At 69.4% G+C, this 17120-nt stretch carries 11 protein-coding genes and 5 pseudogenes; 9 read left to right on the top strand and 7 right to left on the bottom strand.

Annotated features, from left to right (window positions below):
- The first annotated feature begins 4 nt into the window (after positions 1 to 4).
- On the top strand, positions 5 to 1393 hold the full coding sequence (locus C1J00_RS00800; protein WP_102907126.1) for a BNR repeat-containing protein: 1389 nt from the start codon (positions 5 to 7) through the stop codon (positions 1391 to 1393).
- Positions 1394 to 1431: 38 nt separating this feature from the next.
- Here C1J00_RS00800 and C1J00_RS00795 read toward each other — a convergent pair whose 3' ends face one another.
- Both C1J00_RS00795 and C1J00_RS00785 read right to left on the bottom strand, forming a co-directional pair.
- On the bottom strand, positions 1432 to 2607 hold the full coding sequence (locus tag C1J00_RS00795; protein WP_102907095.1) for a substrate-binding domain-containing protein: 1176 nt from the start codon (positions 2605 to 2607) through the stop codon (positions 1432 to 1434).
- Positions 2608 to 2996: 389 nt separating this feature from the next.
- A complete protein-coding gene (locus C1J00_RS00785) occupies positions 2997 to 3563 on the bottom strand; it encodes a hypothetical protein (protein WP_342751635.1) in 567 nt (188 codons plus the stop codon).
- 228 nt (positions 3564 to 3791) lie between these two features.
- Here C1J00_RS00785 and C1J00_RS00780 point away from each other — a divergent pair.
- Positions 3792 to 4253, top strand: a pseudogene (locus C1J00_RS00780) (MBL fold metallo-hydrolase); the annotation flags it as partial.
- Positions 4254 to 4642: 389 nt separating this feature from the next.
- Here C1J00_RS00780 and C1J00_RS48525 read toward each other — a convergent pair.
- From C1J00_RS48525 to C1J00_RS46225, 3 genes and pseudogenes are all read right to left on the bottom strand, one after another.
- A pseudogene (locus tag C1J00_RS48525) lies at positions 4643 to 4756 on the bottom strand (Rv1733c family protein); the annotation flags it as partial.
- A 27-nt stretch (positions 4757 to 4783) separates the two neighbouring features.
- Entirely contained in the window at positions 4784 to 5914 is a 1131-nt protein-coding gene (locus C1J00_RS00775) for a site-2 protease family protein (protein ID WP_102907093.1), read from the bottom strand.
- A 153-nt stretch (positions 5915 to 6067) separates the two neighbouring features.
- Positions 6068 to 6895 carry an SPFH domain-containing protein gene (locus tag C1J00_RS46225; protein ID WP_102907092.1) on the bottom strand — a complete coding sequence of 276 codons (828 nt, stop codon included), beginning with the start codon at positions 6893 to 6895 and terminating at the stop codon, positions 6068 to 6070.
- A gap of 198 nt (positions 6896 to 7093) precedes the next feature.
- Between C1J00_RS46225 and C1J00_RS00765 the strand changes: the two genes are divergently transcribed.
- From C1J00_RS00765 to nhaA, 5 genes are all read left to right on the top strand, one after another.
- Entirely contained in the window at positions 7094 to 8281 is a 1188-nt protein-coding gene (locus C1J00_RS00765) for a PucR family transcriptional regulator (RefSeq protein WP_500691466.1), read from the top strand.
- Positions 8282 to 8313: 32 nt separating this feature from the next.
- Positions 8314 to 10155 carry a glycoside hydrolase family 15 protein gene (locus tag C1J00_RS00760; protein WP_102907090.1) on the top strand — a complete coding sequence of 614 codons (1842 nt, stop codon included), beginning with the start codon at positions 8314 to 8316 and terminating at the stop codon, positions 10153 to 10155.
- Positions 10156 to 10323: 168 nt separating this feature from the next.
- Entirely contained in the window at positions 10324 to 11394 is a 1071-nt protein-coding gene (locus tag C1J00_RS00755; RefSeq protein ID WP_102907089.1) for a TerC family protein, read from the top strand.
- A gap of 345 nt (positions 11395 to 11739) precedes the next feature.
- Positions 11740 to 11862, top strand: a complete 123-nt coding sequence (locus tag C1J00_RS47800; protein ID WP_107501862.1) for a universal stress protein — start codon at positions 11740 to 11742, stop codon at positions 11860 to 11862.
- Between the two features lie 302 nt (positions 11863 to 12164).
- Complete coding sequence (gene nhaA / locus C1J00_RS00745) at positions 12165 to 13484, top strand: Na+/H+ antiporter NhaA (protein ID WP_102907087.1); 1320 nt, start codon at positions 12165 to 12167, stop codon at positions 13482 to 13484.
- 327 nt (positions 13485 to 13811) lie between these two features.
- Here nhaA and C1J00_RS00740 read toward each other — a convergent pair whose 3' ends face one another.
- On the bottom strand, positions 13812 to 15764 hold the full coding sequence (locus tag C1J00_RS00740) for an NAD-binding protein (protein WP_439333368.1): 1953 nt from the start codon (positions 15762 to 15764) through the stop codon (positions 13812 to 13814).
- A gap of 357 nt (positions 15765 to 16121) precedes the next feature.
- Here C1J00_RS00740 and C1J00_RS44945 point away from each other — a divergent pair.
- Together C1J00_RS44945 and C1J00_RS00735 are read left to right on the top strand one after the other, a co-directional pair.
- Positions 16122 to 16343: pseudogene (locus tag C1J00_RS44945) on the top strand (flotillin family protein); the annotation flags it as partial.
- Positions 16235 to 16717 (top strand): annotated as a pseudogene (locus C1J00_RS00735) (PucR family transcriptional regulator); the annotation flags it as partial. The pseudogenes C1J00_RS44945 and C1J00_RS00735, both read left to right, overlap by 109 nt.
- 87 nt (positions 16718 to 16804) lie before the next feature.
- Here C1J00_RS00735 and C1J00_RS00730 read toward each other — a convergent pair.
- Positions 16805 to 17120, bottom strand: a pseudogene (locus C1J00_RS00730) (SPFH domain-containing protein); the annotation flags it as partial.

Below are 17120 nucleotides of genomic sequence, written 5' to 3'. Positions count from 1 at the left end.
GGCGATGGTGCTCGCCGCCTCCGTGCTCCAGCCTCAACTGCAGCCCCAGCCGACCGTCGCACAGGCGGGGCCGAGTGTGACCTTTCTGGCGGATACCGTGCTGGACCAGTCCGCGCTGTACTTCGTGTCGTACGACGGGCTGGTCAACAACAACGCGTTCCAGGACGCGCTGGTCACCTACAACGGGTACCAGTACGCGGCCTGGTACACCTCCAGCCGCAACGCCGTGATCGCGCGGCGTGCGCTGAGCGGGGGCGGCTGGGAGAAGGCCGTGCTGCCGCACCGGCTGAGCGTCAACGATTCGCACAACGTGATCTCGATCGGCATCTCGCCACAGGACGGCACCCTGCACGTCGCGATGGACACCCACAACACCCGGCTGTACTACACGAAGTCGGTGGCGGGGCTCGCCACCCGGCCCGGCTCACACCAGTGGTCGCCATCGGTGTTCGGCACGGTGCAGCGGACTCTTGGGGGCGTCGAGCTGGGGAACATGACGTACCCGCAGTTCGTCGTGACGCCCGAGGGCGCGCTGCAGTTCAGCTACCGGACCGGCGGGTCGGGCAACGGCGTGAACGAGCTGGCCGAGTACACGGGCGGCAGCTGGCGGAAGCTGGGCGGGGGGTCGTCCGCGACCGGGAACTACACCGGGCCCAACGGTGTCGTCTCCACGACGCGAAACATGTACCTGCACGGTCTCACCTACGACCGGCGCGGGCGGCTGCACGCGGCGTTCACCTGGCGCGAGGGCAACACCAGGGTGCTGTGCAGCCCCGGCGGTCTGAGCAACCACGACACCGGTTACGTCTACAGCGACGACCGGGGCCGGACCTGGCGCAATGGCGCGGGCACGGTCGTCGGGACCACCGGCGGCACCCGGATCTCGGTCAACTCGCCGGGCCTGATCGCCGACCCCCTGGACCCGAACCACGGCCTGATGAACCAGGAGGGCCAAGGCGCGGACTCCGCCGGCACACCCCACGTCGTGATCAGCTACGTGCCGGGCAGGTTCACCCAGTGCGTCTCGAACTACGCACAGCAGCGCACCCGGTACGGCCGCACCTTCCACGTCGTGCGCAACGCGAACGGCACCTGGACCAAACGCGAGGTCCCGGTCCCACCGGGCAGCACGCAGCGCACAAAACCGGTCTTCGACCGCAACGACAACGCCTACCTGGTGATGCCGCGCGGCCGGATCGTCTCGGCGAGCAAGACCGAAGGCTGGAAGGACTGGACCCTGGTCTTCGACCGGCCGTCGATGAACGCGTTCGGCGAGGTCAACGTCGACACGTCCAGAGTGGCGGTGGACGGCGTCCTGTCGTTCCAGTACCAGAAGCGCTCGACCGGCACCACACCGTCGCCGATCCGGGTGGTCGACGTTCGCCTCGGCTGATCGTCAGCCGCGAGTCGATGAGCTCCGTCCCGCCGAAATCAACGCTGTCCTGGCAGCGAGCGGCGCGGCGCCGACCGCTTCGCGTTGCCGGGCAGCGGGTTCGGCGAGCCCGGCAGCGACGAGGCCCGGATCATCAGCTCCGGGAGGATAAGGGCCCGTTCGACGGGCCGACGGCTGCCCTCGAGGAGGCGTGCCACCAGCATCTCCACGGCCATACGGCCCACCAGCGCCTTCGGCGGCCGCACCGCCGTGATGGCCGGATCGGCGAGGTGGGCGACCTCGTCGTCGTAGCTGACGAGCGCCATGTCGTCGGGAACGCGGATCCCTCGCTCCGTCAGGTACTGGAGCAGCGAGATGGCATCGGGATCGCTGTGGACGATGAGTGCGGTGGTGCGTGAGCGGCGGCAGCCATCGAGGATGTCGCTGATGATCCCTCGGTGCCCGGGCATGCTGAGCGCGATGCTCTCACGTATCAGGAAGTCGTCGGGGAGGCCGAGCTCGCCGCAGACGCGGTGCCAGCCGACGGCGAGGTGAGCCGACGTGGGGCTGCCCTTGGACAGGACGAGCCCGAGGTTGCGGTGGCCGAGCGCATGCAGGTGCCGGACCGCCATCTCCAGGCCGAGCGCGTGGTCGCTGCGCACCCATTCCAGCTGGTGCGGCGTCGGGGTCCACTCGGGTGTCTTGCGCTCCACGAAGACGACGGGGATGGGCAACTTGCTGATCCAGTCGATCATTTCGTTCGTCTCGCGCGGGTCAGGGCCGTCCAGGTTCGGCGCCAGCAGCAACCCCTGCACCTGGCCCGATTCAGTCAGCCGGACGATTTGCCTGCAGTCCTCCGCCCGGTCGTAACTGGAGCCGCGCAGCTGCATGTTCACACCGTGCGCGGCCGCGGCGTTACGGGCGCCGCTGACGATCTGCGGCCAGTAGAAATCCAGCGAGGGGACCACCATCCCGAGCGTGAACGCGGGCGTCTTGAGCCGTCGTCGGCGCACCGGCTCCTGCTCCAGCGCCGACGGCAGCGTGGCCCCGCCGTGCACCCGGGTCAGCAGACCGCGATCGGCGAGGGCGGCGATGTCCCGCCGGATGGTCAGCTCGCTGACCGACAGCTCCCGGGCGAGATCGCGTACGCGAACGGCCCCGTGCAACCGAAGCTGGTCCATCAGCCTCTCCCGGCGCTGCAGGGCGAACATTTGCTGCGTTCCGATGGACCTCATGGGTCGTCCCCTCCCGTTCGGTACGGAGCTGGGTGCCATGTTCGAGTCTGGTCGGATTATGTCGTATGTGTTCGAGCTCTGGTGGCTGCGTATGGGCGACCACCTCTCCGGCTCAGCGTCATCTGGCTGGAACTCTCAGGAAACACAAATGGCACCCGCCCTGGTGGCGTGTGCCCCGAGGCGGAGGAGCACGCACTTGATGCAGTCCACCTCGCGCGCTGATCGTGCGGGCCCGTTCGGCGAGCCGGTCGGCGGCGGCAAGGAGGGCCGGGGCCTTCATCGCCCGGGCCAGGAAGGCCAGGTCGAGGCGGTCTGCTGACCGGTCCTGCGACCCGTGGCCGTGCCGGCGGAGGGTGCGTCAGCATCGACGGTGGCGGAGGTGTGGGCCGTCAGCCGGCCTCCTTGCCCTCGCCGCCGTCGATGACGGTGAACAACCGGTCATAAGAGCCCAGCTCGCGCTGTTCGACCTCGATGAGCGGGCTGGAGGCGGAGCCGACGGCGTGGATCTGACCTGTGGGCCGGCGGCGTGCTTCCTGTCTCATCGCCTGTCCGGCTTCGGCGTGCTCGGGGTCGGTGAGGGTCTGGTGGCGGGCCCAGCAGCGGGCATGCTGGGCGACGATCTCGCCGCCGGAGGTGAGCACGATGACCTGCTGTCCGCTGAAGTGCCGTCCGGGCAGGAACGAGGTCTCCAGATAGCCGTTGGCCCGTTCCACCAGCCCCTTCGCCTCCGGGTCCCTGGGGCGCCACAGGTAGATCTTGGTGGCGAGCAGGCCCGCGAACGCGGCGAACTCGGACGTCGGGCGGCCGCGGCCGACGCCGGCCTCGTTGTCCCAGACCAGCGTCTTTGGGACGGCGCCCCACTCGGCCAGTAGCCGCCAGTGTCCGTCGGTCAGGTCGCCGGTTCTGCGGGAGGGCAGCATCCGGGCGGTGATCACGCGGGAGTAGCCGGACACCATGACCAGGACCGGCGGGCGTCCGCTCTGCCCATAGCCCAGGGGGATGTCCGCGTCGGGGAACCACAGATCGCACTGGGCCAGCTCGCCGGGTCGATAGACCGTTCGCGAGGCCGGATCGACCGGGAGGCGATCGGCGACCGCCGGCTGACGGCTGACGGCTGACGGCTGACGGCTGACGGCTGACGGCTGACGGCTGACGGCTGACGGCTGACGGCTGACGGCTGACGGCTGACGGCCATAGTCTGCACCCACACGCACAACGACCACATCGACGCCGCACCCGCCCTCGTCGACCGCACCGGCGCGCCGATCTTCCTGCACCTGGACGACCGTCTGCTGTGGCGACACACGCATTCCGACCGGGACCCGGACGGCTATCTCTCCGACGGCCGCCGTCTCACCGTCACCGCAACGGAACTGACCGTCCTGCACACCCCCGGGCACACGCCGGGCGGCATCTGTCTGTACTCCGAGGAACTGGCCACGGCGTTCACCGGCGACACCCTGTTCCATGGCGAGCCAGGAGCCACAGAACGTTCGTACTCGCACTTCCCGACGATCATCCGCTCCATCCGTAACCGCCTGTTGACGCTGCCCCCGCACACCACGGTCAACACCGGCCACGGAGACAGCACCAGCATCGGAGCTGAAGCCCCGCACCTCGACGCCTGGATCGAGCGCGGTCACTGACGAAGCGCCTGTGCGCCGCCACGCCGTCTGGTGTTTTCCTTGCGCGCCTTGCCCTTGCCTCATCACCGCCAGGGAGCACAAACCTGTAGAAGCCCACAGGCACATGCCGACGCAATTCACCGCGCGGAAGCCCCGCCGGAGCGTCCCGGCAGGGCTTCTTCGTCTCGAAAACGCCCCTATCCGCCGCATGACCGCCTTGCGGCAGCGTCGTCGTCACCGGCCGGTCCCCTGCCAACGCCGCGGCGGTGGCGCTCCAGTTGCTTGGCGAGCCACCCAGGCAACAGCCGGCACGGCCCCGCTCGCCCCTGACGCGGTCAGCACGCCTCCGAGATCGCGTGCCCCCCGGGGCTCCTGACCGGTCAGGGGCTCAGCCGCGATCTTGCCGTTCGTGCGGCCACCCACGAGGCGAGCGACACCCGCGCTTCGACGATGTCACTGCGCCGCCGCAGCGGATTCCGCCGCCACCGCCACCACCGCACCCTTCCGTGCTGTGACGCTCCCATCGGCCGATATCCCATCCCTGCTGACCTCTACCGACTTTCCGTGCCGCGGAGTGCTTGGCGCCGAGCGATCCGGAAGATGTCGTCCGCAGTGATGACGCCCGCCGGTTTCTGCCCTTCGGTGACGAGGATGGGCAGGGCATGGCCCGAGGAGAGCTTTTCGAGCACGTCCTGCAGCAGGTCGTCCGGAGCGCAGGTCGTGCAGCATGCCCAGGGGGTCGCCACGTCGCGCACACGAAGCGTGTCCCGTTGTGCTGCGGGGATCCTGGCGAGCCGCGGGAGGTGGACCAGACCGCTGGGGCGCCCTTCGAAGTCGATCAGGGCCAGTGTGGAGTGGTGGGTCCGCGCGGCCACGTCGTCGATGCAGCGTTGCACGGTGAGCCAGTCCTGGCATGTCTCGACGGGGCTCGTCATGGCATCCGCCGCTCGCATGCCGCGCAGGGCAGGAGCGAGCCTCGCACGCTGGTGTTCCGCGCCGGCGACGATCACGACGAAGAAGCCGATGACCGTCAGCCACAGACCGCTCAGGGCGCCGCGCAGGACGACGATCCACCCGAGGCCTATCAGTACGACGCCAAGGACTTGACCGGCTCGTGCGGCCACTCGCTCAGCGCGATCCTGATCTCCGGTACGCCACCACGTCAGAGCCTGCACCACCCGTCCTCCATCGAGCGGCGCGGCGGGCAGCAGGTTGAACACGGCGAGGACCAGGTTCACCCAGCCGAGCCAGAGCAGGACGGCTGCGGGCACGGCCGTCCCGGGCAAGGTGTCCAGCCCGATGCCCGCCCCGAGGGCCAGCGCACTCGCGAGCAGGCTGGTGAGCGGCCCGCTGACGGCTATCCAGAAAGTCGAGCCGGCCGTGCGGGGCCTGCCCATCCGGGTCATGCCGCCCAGGGCCCACAGGGTAATGCTCTCGACGGAGATGCCCTTCTTACGAGCCGTAATCGCGTGGGCGGCCTCATGGGCCAGCAGGCTGGCGAGGAGAAGCAGGGCCCCGGCCAGGCCGGCGATGGTGTACGTGGCGTTCGACTGGTCCGGGATCATGGCCGGGAGGGTCTGGCTGCCCAGGCTGTAGCCGAAAAGCACCACGAGCAGGGGCACGGTCCAGTGGATGCGCAGTGGCACCCCGAGAACGCGGCCCATCCGTACCGAGTTGTTCATGGCCTTCTCCTGCGGACCGGGGCAGGCGGCCCTACGCCGGAACCGATGTGCCGCGGTGTCCACGGGCCGGCACCCGCACGGCATCCGTCTGCTGCCGGTGTCACTCGATGGGGGTGGATGACGGTGGACGTCGCTTTCCTGGTCATGGGCGGATCACTTTCGCTGGCAGGTGTCAGGGAGGCAGCAAGACGGTGAGCCGATGCAGGTTTGGCACGTACGCCCATGCGACAGACCTTCTGACGGTGTCTCAGCCGGGCAGCAGCGGGCACGACGACGCCGAAGTCGGCCACCACCAGCCCCACGGTCGGCGGTGCCCGGGTGCTCGCCCGGGCCCGGGATCCCTCTGCCATGCGTGTCAACGGCTACGGCCGGAGCACGGCTGTTCAGTGGTCCCTGCTTGTCGTCGGTCGAGGCTGACCGGTTGAAAACCGCCGTGAGGATCAGACCGGCCACCAGCACGACGGCGAACACCACGATGGCCTTCCAGCGCCAGTCGAGGCGTAGGTCGTCGACTTCATGGGCGCCTGCCTCGTCGTGGGCGTCTGCGTCCTCAAAGGCATCCCTGTCGGCCTGGGCATCGGGAAACTGATGGTTCAGCGCGTCCATCAGCCCGACCAGCTCGGGGTCGTCCTGGGAGAGGCGGCGCTCCATCTCTGCCAGGACGCGCCGGTCGTCCATCGAGGGGTTCATACCGATCACCTGCGTTCGGGGGACGCGGACTCGGTCGCGGAGTGCATCGCCGTCTGGTCCATGAGGTACGGGCACCGCTTGGCTTCCATGGGCAGGGAGTGGGATTTCGCTGCCGGAGATTTCGGCCATGGTCGAAAGGATCCGCAGATGCATGGCGGCGCGGTGGCCCTCGATCCGCTCCACGACGTCCGCCAGGGTCTGGGCAGCCTCGAACTCGCCCTTGGCATGGATGACCTTGGACCACCGGGCACGCTCCCGTGCGGGGGCTGCCAGCAGGCAGGCGAACACCACCAGGAGGATGAGTGATCCTTCTGGCCGACGAGAGAAGGCCGCTCGGGTACACAGCGCAATACCCCCTGCTCGCAGGTTTCTCCACCGGCGCGTCACTTCACGGATTACCCGGGCGGATCGGCTGGACGCCTGCCGAGCAGGCACAAACATGGCCGTCTCGGCCCCTCATTCTTTGCCGCCCTCCGGCAAGATGGGAGCATGCCGACAGGAAAGCGTCCCCAAGCCACGCATCCAGTGGCACCGTCTGCCGCGGTTCCCGTCCGGGATGCCGCATCCGTCAAGGGAAAGGAACCCCCGGCGGCAGCGATGGAACGCCACTTGAACCAGCTCATGGGCGCCTCCCTCGACAAACGGCGACTGTCCCACGAGGACCTTGAGCAACTGCGGCAGCTCGCCGCCACGGCGGCCGGCCGCGGGACAGCCCTGCGCATCCTGGTCGCCGAGTACTTCACCTCCCTCCACCGGGTCTGGACGGACCTGTCAGGCACCGGGCGAGCTCGGGAGCCCGAAAACCTGGCGGAGGTCGGTTCCGCTCTGATCAGGGCGATCGGCGAGGCGAGCGTGGCATTGACCGAGGGCTACGAAACCGCCCATCGTGCGGCAGTTCGGGGTGAGGAGGCGATGCGGCGGGAGTTCGTCGACGACCTCCTCGACGGCCGAACCGACCTGGGCCGCCTCGCCGAGCGGGCCGAACGCTTCGGGCTGCGGCTGGTCGGGCCACACAGCGTGGCCGTCGCCCGGGCGGGCAAGCCGTTCGGCGCGGGAGACGACACCACGCGCTACGTGGAAGACGCGCTGACCGCCCGGTTCACCACACAGGACGTGCTGATCACCACCAAGGACGGTCTGCTCGTGTGCGTATCGCCCGGCGCGGTACCGCATGTCCCCGACTTCTTCGCCACTGCGGTGCGCAGTGCGGTCGACGAGCCCTGCCGCATCGCCGTCAGCCGCCCGCGGCCCGGTCCCAGTGGCATCGTCCGCTCGTACCAGGAGGCGCGCAGCACCTTCGACCTCGCCGCCCAGCTCGGTCTGACCGCCCCGCGCGTGTACGCCTCTGACCTGCTGGTCTTCCAGGTCCTCGGCAGGGACCGCGCCGCCATCACCGACCTGGTGGCCACCGTCCTCGGCGGCCTGGAAGAAGCACGAGGCGGGCCCCGGGCACTTCTGGAAACCCTGGACGCGTACTTCGCCAGTGGCTGCCTGAACACGACCACGGCACGTCGGCTGGGTGTGAGCGTGCGTACCGTCACCTACCGGCTCACCCGTATCCGGCAACTCACCGGCCATGACCCCACCGACCCCGACCAGCGATACATCCTGCAGACCGCAGCCCTCGGCGCCCGCCTCCTGGACTGGCCCTCCCGCCCGCTGCAACCCTCGGAGTGATCCGGCTCGTTTTCGATGGGTACTGGTCACGCATGAACGAGTGGTCGCCGGCACCGTCGGCGGGTTACCTGCCGATCAAGGACCACGGCCTCATCGGCGACGGTCGCACGTGCGCCTTGGTGGGCCGCGACGGCACCGTCAGCTTCATGTGCGTGCCCCGCTTCGACGCTCCGCCCCTGTTCTGCTCGCTGCTCGACCGCCACCGTGGCGGGTCCTTCCTGCTGGCGCCGGACGGGCTACGGCTGAGCCGCCAGCACTATCTGGAGGACACCGGCGTCCTCGTGACAGAACTGAGGGCGGACACCGGCCTCGTCGAGATCACTGACGTGTTCCCCCTCCGACCGGATGCACGGCTGGAGGTGGACACTCCCGTCGGCACAGGGGAACTGCTTCGGCACGTGCGTGTCGCGCAGGGCTCTGTCGAGCTGAGGGTGGCGGTGCGGCCACGCGGCGAAACCCAGGTCGAGCGTCACGCCGACGGGTGGGAACTGACCTGCCCGAAGCAGTCCGTGAAACTCCACCTCGCCACGTCCCGACCCCTGCCCGGTCTCGAATGCGCACTGCGTCTGAGCCAGGGCGAAGACCTCTGGGTCCGCCTGCGTTGGAGCGAACCACATGCTGCCGGCTCCGGACGATCAGCCTCCCAGTGCCTCGACGACACCGTACGAGCGTGGCGTCGCTGGTCAGCCTTCGTGATGGCCGACACTCCCCGTCCGGACTTGGTGCGCCGCTCGGCCATCACCCTCAAGCTGCTGGACTACGCCGAGAACGGCGCCATCGTCGCCGCACCGACCTCCTCATTGCCCGAGCGCATCGGAGGCGACCGGAACTGGGACTACCGCTACGCGTGGATCCGCGACGCTGCCTACACCGTGTTCGCCCTGCGCCGGATCGGTCTTCCCGACGAAGCTGGAGGTTTTCTCCACTGGGCGTTGACCGCCGCCGGGCGGGACGGGCGACTGCGCGTGCTGTACGACGTGGACGGCCGGCCTCCGCCGCCGGAGGTGATCGAGGCGGAACTGGAGGGCTACGACCGCTCCGCCCCCGTACGGTGGGGAAACGCCGCCGCTGAACAGGTCCAGCACGACGTCTACGGAGAGCTCCTCGACTGCGCCTTCCAGTGGGCGGCCACCGGCCGGCCCTTGAGCGCCGGCTTGTGGCATCGCCTGTCCGGCCTGGCGGAGCAGGCCCGCAGCGCTTGGCGGACACCGGATCACGGCATCTGGGAAGTACGTACCCAGGCGCGCCCCTTCACGTATTCCGCAGCGATGTGCCAGGTCGCCCTGGATCGGGCCGCACGTCTCGCCATCCGCCTGAACTTGCCGGGCAACGCCGCCACATGGGCCGCGGAGGCCCGTCGCCTCACCGGGCAGATCATCCACGACGCCTGGGACGAGCGCGCGCACTCCTTCACCGAGCACCTCGGTGCGACAGGAGGGCTGGACTCCTCGCTCCTCGCCCTCCCACTCCGACGCGTCCTTCCAGCCGATCACCCCCGCATGGTCGCCACCACGCAGGCGATCACCGAACGCCTCGGCGCGGGCGACGGCTTCCTCTACCGCTACCTGCCGCAGGACTCACCCGACGGACTGGACCAGCCGGAGGGAGCCTTCCTGCTGTGCAGCTTCTGGCTCGTGGACAATCTCGCGGGCCAAGGCCGCATCGACGAAGCCGCGGAACTGTTCGACAAGCTGTGCTCCTGCGCCAGCCCGCTCGGCCTGCTCGCCGAGCAGATCGACCCCTACGACCATTCCTTCCTCGGTAACTTTCCGCAAGCACTCAGCCACGTCGGGCTGCTGTCCAGCGCCGTCGTCCTCGCCCGCGCCGAGCGCGGCATACGCCCGGAACTCTCCACGCATGCATGGTTTCGGTGAACGCGGCACGAGCGGCCGGCGCTGGTGGACTCCTGAGCAGGACCGTGCTGGTGGGCGCAGAGCCGTTCCATTCAGCGTCCGTGCACCAGCACCAGGGAGACAGCCCTCGTCGCATGGCCCAGACTCGTAAGAAGACTGCCGGTCGATGACGGTGGAGAGGTCGGAACCGTGCATGACGTGCCGCTGTGGATGTGGGTGGCGTTCGCCGTCACCGTGCTGGTGTCGTTGGCGGTCGATCTTCTCGCGCACCGGCGGGAACACGTCATCGGTTTCCGCGAGGCCGCCGCCTGGAGCGGTGTCTGGGTGGGCTTGGCGATCGTCTTCGGCGGCGTGGTGTTCGCGGTCGTCGGCACGAGCGCCGGAGTCGAGTACACGACCGCGTGGCTTCTGGAGAAGAGCCTGTCGGTCGACAACCTCTTCGTCTTCGCCTTGATCTTCGGCTACTTCAAGGTGCCGCGCGCCTACCAGCACCGCGTGCTGTTTCTCGGTGTCCTCGGCGCCCTGGTCTTCCGCGGCATCTTCCTCGCCGCCGGTGTGGCGGTGGTCAGCCGCTTCACCGCCGTCCTGTTCGTTTTCGCCGCGATCCTCTTCTACAGCACATACAAGATCTACAAGGAGGAGGACGACAGCTTCGACCCCGGCCAGAGCATCGCCGTGAAGCTGCTTCGCAAGGTCATCCCGGTACGAGACGAATACGCGGGGACCCACTTCTTCGTCAAGGAGGCCGGGAAACGGGTCGCCACGCCGCTGCTCGCCGTCGTTGCCGCGATCGAAGCCGCCGACCTCGTCTTCGCCGTCGACAGCGTGCCCGCCGTCTTGGCCGTCAGCAGTGACGCCTTCATCGTCTACACCAGCAACGCCTTCGCCATCCTCGGACTGCGCGCCCTGTATTTCATGCTCGCCGGACTGCTCGACCGCTTCCACTACCTCAGCAAGGGCCTGGCGCTCATCCTCGCCTTCATCGGGGTCAAGCTCATCCTGCAGGCGTCACACAAAACGATCAGTACCGCGATTCCAGAGATCCCCTCACTCGTCAGCCTCGCCGTCATCGTCGCCGTTCTGGCCACTTCCATCGGGCTGAGCATGGCTCGGCCCTTGCCGTCCAGCCCCACTGATGACCGATCGCGGACCGACGCCGACGCCATGCCCGCCTCTGCTCCCGCCGAGGATGCCTCTCATGCAGCTGACCGGGATCCGCCGGGCAATCATCACGGTGCTGCCGAACCACCCGACACCTGAGAGAGCCCAAGCAACCACCAAAAGATAGTAAATATGCCGTAAAGTGGAGCTATGGGAATAGGCGAGCAGAGAAGGGCAACCGCGTCGTCCGGGCACGTCTGCCGCTCATGCAGGGAGCCCGTAGACGCTGTTGTGAAACGACACAAGACCATGGGCGTCTTCGTTCCCGTCTGGACCGCAGGCCCGTGCCACAACCCGCTGTGTCGGGAGTACGTGCCCGAGCAGGAGCCGATCAGCTCAACGCGAAGGGGCACCGGGTTTCCCCCGACGGGCCGGGAAGGCGACTGATCTCGGGACGGACGCCGTGCTGTAGAGGCCGTCGCACGCACCAAGGCGGCCAGACCGATGCTGCCGCCCATCGTGGTGGGAGCCGACGGATCAGAAGGCAGCTTGGGCGCGATCGACCGGGCCGCGGACGCAGCGGCCCCGCACGGCTTGCCACTGCGCCCCGTGCACGCCTGCCTGTAGGAGCGCTATGAAGGGCCCGCCTTCATGGAGTCCGCAGGGGTTGCTTCCGAACGTCTGCTCGCGCAGGCCATCATCGACCGCGCCACCGAGCGGGCCCAGACGGCGGACCGGCGAGAAGCGGCGCTCGGCGCTATGTCCGCGCGATGCGGCCATGGCACGGCCTGCCTGCGGTGGGCCCACCGTAGATCAGCCGTTAGGGTGTAGGGAACGCGTCAGAGATGACGCGGGGTGTGCCGGGAAGCCTGGTCGGCGTCTGTCAGGGGCTGTATGCCCGTTGCCGACCACCGGAGGTTCACACTCACATGGCTGCTACTCCGCGTTCGCGTCCGCCCTTTCTCGGTTTTCTTCCGTGGCCCGAGCGGCAGGCTGTGGCCGGCGCGTTGCGGACGGAGACGGTCGGCGGCATGGCCCTGCTGGCCGCGGCCGTAGTGGCCCTGGTCTGGGCGAACACCCCCTGGAGCGACGCCTATGAAACCGTGCGGGAGTTCCACTTCGGGATAGCGGCCCTGGGGCTCGACCTGAGCGTCGGGCACTGGACCGCCGACGGTCTGCTGACCATCTTCTTCCTGGTCGCCGGCATCGAGCTGAAACGCGAGCTGGTGGTGGGCGAGCTGCGCACCCCCGCCACCGCCGCGCTGCCGGCGGTGGCGGCGATCTGCGGCATGGCCGTCCCCGCCGCGCTGTACGCCCTGACCGTCGGCACCGGGGGCGGCAGCATGGAGGGCTGGGCCATTCCGATGGCAACGGACATCGCCTTCGCCCTCGCGGTCCTGGCCGTGATCTCCACTCACCTGCCGTCGGCCCTGCGGGCTTTCCTACTGACATTGGCCGTGGTCGACGACCTCGGCGCCATTCTCGTCATCGCCGTCTTCTTCACCTCCCAGATCAACCTGTGGGCACTGTTGGGGGCGGCGGCCGGACTGGTCGTCTTCTACCTGCTGCAAAGGTTCCGGGTGGCCGGCTGGTGGTGGTACGTGCCGCTCGGTGTGGCCGTCTGGGCGCTGACGTACAACAGCGGGGTGCACGCCACGGTCGCCGGTGTGGCCATGGCGCTGCTGCTGCGCACCACCCCTGACGAAGGGGAGAAGCAGTCGCCCGCCCTGCGGACCGAGCACCTGCTGCGCCCGCTGTCCGCCGGGGTCGCGGTACCGCTGTTCGCCCTCTTCGCCGCCGGCGTCAGCGTCTCCGGCGGCGCGCTGAGCCAGGTGTTCACCTCACCGGAACCGCTCGGGGTGGTCATCGGCCTGGTCGCCGGCAAGGCCTTCGGTATCTTCCTCGGCACCTACCTGGCGGCCCGTTTCACCCGGGCCCGGCTCAACCCAGAGCTCGCCTGGGCCGACGTCTTCGGTCTGTCGGCCCTTGCGGGCATCGGCTTCACAGTCGCCCTGCTCATCGGCGAGCTCGCCTTTCCTAGCAGCGCCGTCGGGGAGCACGTCAAGGCCGCCGTCCTGGTCGGCTCCCTCCTGTCGGCGGCACTGGCCGCTGTCCTGCTGCGCCGCCGTAACGTGATCTACCGGCGCCTGTCCGAGGAGGAGAACCTCGACACGGACGCCGACGGCATCCCCGACATCTACCAACGCAGCGCCACCGCGGCAGAACGGCAGGGCGGACAGACCGGCTGATGACCGACGACACGCCTGCGCTCGCACCGGTGATCGTTCTGGCGGCCGTTGCCAGCAACACCGCGCTCGTCGAACTCCGGCATGCGGGCACAGCCCGCGAGGAGTGAGCCCCCGTCACCGACAAGAAGGCCCTGACCGCGGCAGCGGCCACCGTCCTGCTCGGCTGGGACCACATCGGCATCACCGGCGCGCCGGCCTGGGCCTGCCTCGTGGGGGCACTCACCGCCCAGCTCTTCCACCGGTCCACACGCCGTCCATGACAGCCCTGATGCTGCGACGCCGGCCGACAGCCCGTCCTCCTTCCCGCCTCCCATGGTCTGCGCAGCGCTATGCGCCAGCCCTGCGGAGCGGGAGGGGTGTCTGCCGGCCGAGGAGTTCTGCCAGGCCCCGACGGGTCGCGGCGAGCACCACCCGGTCCTCGGGCCGCAGCACGTATCCCGGGTGAAGGTCCCATACGAGTCCGCCGGGGCGGCCGGTGCCGTCCGCTGCCGGTGTGGCGGCGAGATCGGGCACCCGCTCGTCCGGTGCCGCCATGTCGATGGCAAGGACACGCCAGGCTCCAGGGCGGAACGACTCGGCGATCGTCCGCCCCTCCAGCTGCGGGTGTCCGGCGACGTTCAGGGCGGCGAAGAGCAGCACGCGCCGCTCGACCGGTATGGCGCCGAGGACTTGGCGACCCATCATGGCTCCGGCGAAGGCCGGCGCCGCCAGGCTGGAGACGCTGCGACTGCGGGTGAGCGCCCGGGGATGGGCGGCACGCAGCGTGCGGTAGACGGCCGTGGCGAACTCGTCGTCGTACAGCCGCAGGGCCACCCTCAGGTCCGGTGTGACGGTGCGTGCGTACAGGGCCGCTTCCAGGTTCGTCGTGTCGCTGCTGGTGAGGGCGAGCAGGGAGTGCGCGCGGTGGATCTTGGCGGCCTCCAGCACGCCTTCCTGGGCGACGTCGCCGATGACGGTGGGAACGCGCAGGCGGCGGGCGAGTGGGATGCCGCGTGCTTCGGGGTCCTCTTCGACGCACACCACTGGAATGTCGAGTTCCCGCAACCGGGCCAGCACCCGGGTGCCCACCTTGCCGAGGCCGAGCAGGACGACATGGCCGGACAGGCCGCGGGGTGGGCGACGGAGCGAGGAAGCGGTGCGAAAGGCGCCGAGCGCCTCCAGGACGGCCGCGAGCAGCACGGGCAGGAGCAGCAGGCCGGCCAGACCGGCGAGGAGCTGAAGAACCTGCCGCGCCGTGGGTTCGCCGATCGCCGGGTCACCGATCGCGAAGAGGTCGAGCAGGGTGAGGTAGGCGGCATGCAACGGATGGTCACCGGTGGTGAGCCAGGACGCGACGGCCACCCCCAGGACGCAGGCCGCCAGACCGGCCAGGGACCAGCGCAGCCGGCGTGAGAAGAGGGAACCCAGCGGCAGTCCGCGCTTCATCAGCCATCGCCGTGCGGATCCGGACGCGGTGTGGCTGACTGCTTCGAGGACCACCGTGCCATGTCCGGTGGCTTCGGCGACGGTGTCGTCATCGGGGAGCAAGACGGGTGCTTCGCGGCCGCTGGCGTCCGAGCCCTCTGACCCGGCGGGGTCGTTCGTGGTCGACGAGAGCAGGGCGAGGGTGCACAGGCCGGGGCCGGCCGCCCGACCGTGGTCAGGCGGCGTGCGTTCCACAGCACGCAGCAGCAGTCCGTCGGCCTGAACGACCTTGCTGGTGCCAGCGACGGCAGTAGCGGCGAGCGCGGGCGCCGCCGTGTCCGCGTCCGACACAACGGTGGTGGAGGTGTCCAGTGCCTCCGGGTCGAGCCCGGGCACAGCGAGGGCCGCGGCCTGGTCGAGGAGTTCCTCCAGGTGCTGTCCGAGCTTGCGGTTGTAGAGCCGGATGACCAGCCGCAGACGGGGATTGAGGCGACGTGCGGCCAGCGCGGCGCGGATGTTGGTCTCGTCGTCGTCATGCACGAGCGCCACGGCCGCCGCCTCACTGACGCCCGCCGCGGCCAGGGTGGCCGCGTCGAGCTCGGCGGCCTCAACGATCCGTGGTGGGGCGGTGGGGCCGGATCCGACCGAGGGCTCGGCACGGTTCATGGCGGCCTGTACCCGGCCGAGCAGAGTCGTGGCGAGCGCTCTTCCGGCAGTGACGCCGGTACGCGGCGGCGGCGGTACGACGAGAGTGACTCGCTCCCGGTACATCGTGGCGAGCTCCTCCGCCAGCCGCTCGGCGAGCGCGTCGTCACCGCACACGATCATGTGTCCCGGACGCGGCGCGCCCCGTGCGGGCTGTGGAAACCGGATCATGCCGTACCGCACTCCCGTGTCAGTCGGAGGAGGAGCGGGGGCACGTGGACACCTACCACCGCGAAGTGCACGCTGACCACCACGTCCGGCCCCCCGATCGGCGAAACTTCCGCCTTCGTCCGCAAGATCACCGACCAGACTTCCCGGCACGCCGCGGGGAAGCGTACCTGCTCCTGACACACTGTCACAGAGGATTCGGGGGCCCTGGCCGCCAGTCGGCCGGCCGTAGAGAGCTCGGCACTAAAGGGCGCGTAAACATTGCCGGAAACAGGCAATCCGTTTCGAGAGGTCAGCATGTGACGATGCAGCTACCGACGGTGGCAGGGCAAGGAGAGGCGGTGTCTGCGGATGGCCTGGTTTCGCCTCAAGCAGGCCGAGATCAAGGCCGAGACCGACGAGGCCGCGGCCCGCGCGGCCGCAGCCGGTCCGCTCGCCGAGGCGGCCCGCCAGCAGGAGATCCTCATCCAGCAGGAGAAGGTCGCCGAGCGGCAGGCCGCGCTGACCGACCGTCAGCTCGACACCCAGGTCCGCAAGCCGGCCGACGCCCAGCGCTACGCGGCCGAGCAGGAGGCCGAGGCTCCTACGAGGAAGCCCTCAACGCCCTCGACCTGGCCGACCGCCTGGATCTGGAGGACCCTGTTCTGCGCGCCGCCGACCTGCTCGTCTACCCCGTCCTCACCCGCGACCGGCAGGCCATGGCCGACCTCGTCCACAGCGCTCTGGGCCCGCTCCAGCAGGCACGCGGTGGTGCCAAGCCTCACATCGACACCCTCACCGCGTACTTCGAGGCGGGCTGCGTGGCGGCCGAGGCGGCACGGCGGCTTCGTCTGAGCGTGCGGGCCCTGACGTACCGCCTCGAACGCATCCACACGCTCACCGGGACCAACCCCGCCGACCCCGTCCACCGCTATACCCTGCAGACCGCCGTCATCGGCGCCCGGCTTCTCGGCTGACCGGACGACGTCTGACCCCCGAGCGAGTGTTGATGAGCTATACGAACGATTTGTCTCGGCGGTCCAGGCGGCAGCCCGAGGGCGAGCTCAGTCGCCGGACTTTTGCACCCGGCGCGGCACCTGGGGCGACATGGCGGCCTCAGCCTCCGCCTTGGCGTCGCTCACCGCTGCGGCGGCCTGCTTCCCGGCCTCGTCGGCGGCCGCCGCGGCGTCAAGCGAAACCGCCGAGCCTGCATCGAGCTCTGGAACCCGGCTTTCGTACGACGTATCGCCAGGGTCGGCGGTGGCTGTTCCCTCGGGTTGCGCGGGGTGGTGAGGGCCTGCCGTCGACTCGTCGCCGAACGCCCGGGTGACGGTCCGGACCGCCTCGGTCAGCTCCCCCGGGATCACCCAGAACGTGTTG

Origin of the sequence: Streptomyces cahuitamycinicus (genome assembly GCF_002891435.1) — a bacterium.
GTDB classification, from domain to species: Bacteria; Actinomycetota; Actinomycetes; order Streptomycetales; family Streptomycetaceae; genus Streptomyces; species Streptomyces cahuitamycinicus.
This window is presented reverse-complemented; position numbering and strand designations above follow the sequence as displayed.

Coding starts and splice junctions, on each gene's coding strand:
- C1J00_RS00785 (WP_342751635.1), bottom strand. CDS start 3,563: ATGGTGTCCGGCTACTCCCGCGTGATCACCGCCCGGATGCTGCCCTCC.
- C1J00_RS00795 (WP_102907095.1), bottom strand. CDS start 2,607: ATGAGGTCCATCGGAACGCAGCAAATGTTCGCCCTGCAGCGCCGGGAG.
- C1J00_RS47800 (WP_107501862.1), top strand. CDS start 11,740: ATGCTGCCGCCCATCGTGGTGGGAGCCGACGGATCAGAAGGCAGCTTG.
- C1J00_RS00775 (WP_102907093.1), bottom strand. CDS start 5,914: ATGAACAACTCGGTACGGATGGGCCGCGTTCTCGGGGTGCCACTGCGC.
- C1J00_RS00760 (WP_102907090.1), top strand. CDS start 8,314: ATGAACGAGTGGTCGCCGGCACCGTCGGCGGGTTACCTGCCGATCAAG.
- C1J00_RS00740 (WP_439333368.1), bottom strand. CDS start 15,764: ATGATCCGGTTTCCACAGCCCGCACGGGGCGCGCCGCGTCCGGGACAC.
- C1J00_RS00800 (WP_102907126.1), top strand. CDS start 5: ATGGTGCTCGCCGCCTCCGTGCTCCAGCCTCAACTGCAGCCCCAGCCG.
- C1J00_RS00765 (WP_500691466.1), top strand. CDS start 7,094: ATGCCGACAGGAAAGCGTCCCCAAGCCACGCATCCAGTGGCACCGTCT.
- nhaA (WP_102907087.1), top strand. CDS start 12,165: ATGGCTGCTACTCCGCGTTCGCGTCCGCCCTTTCTCGGTTTTCTTCCG.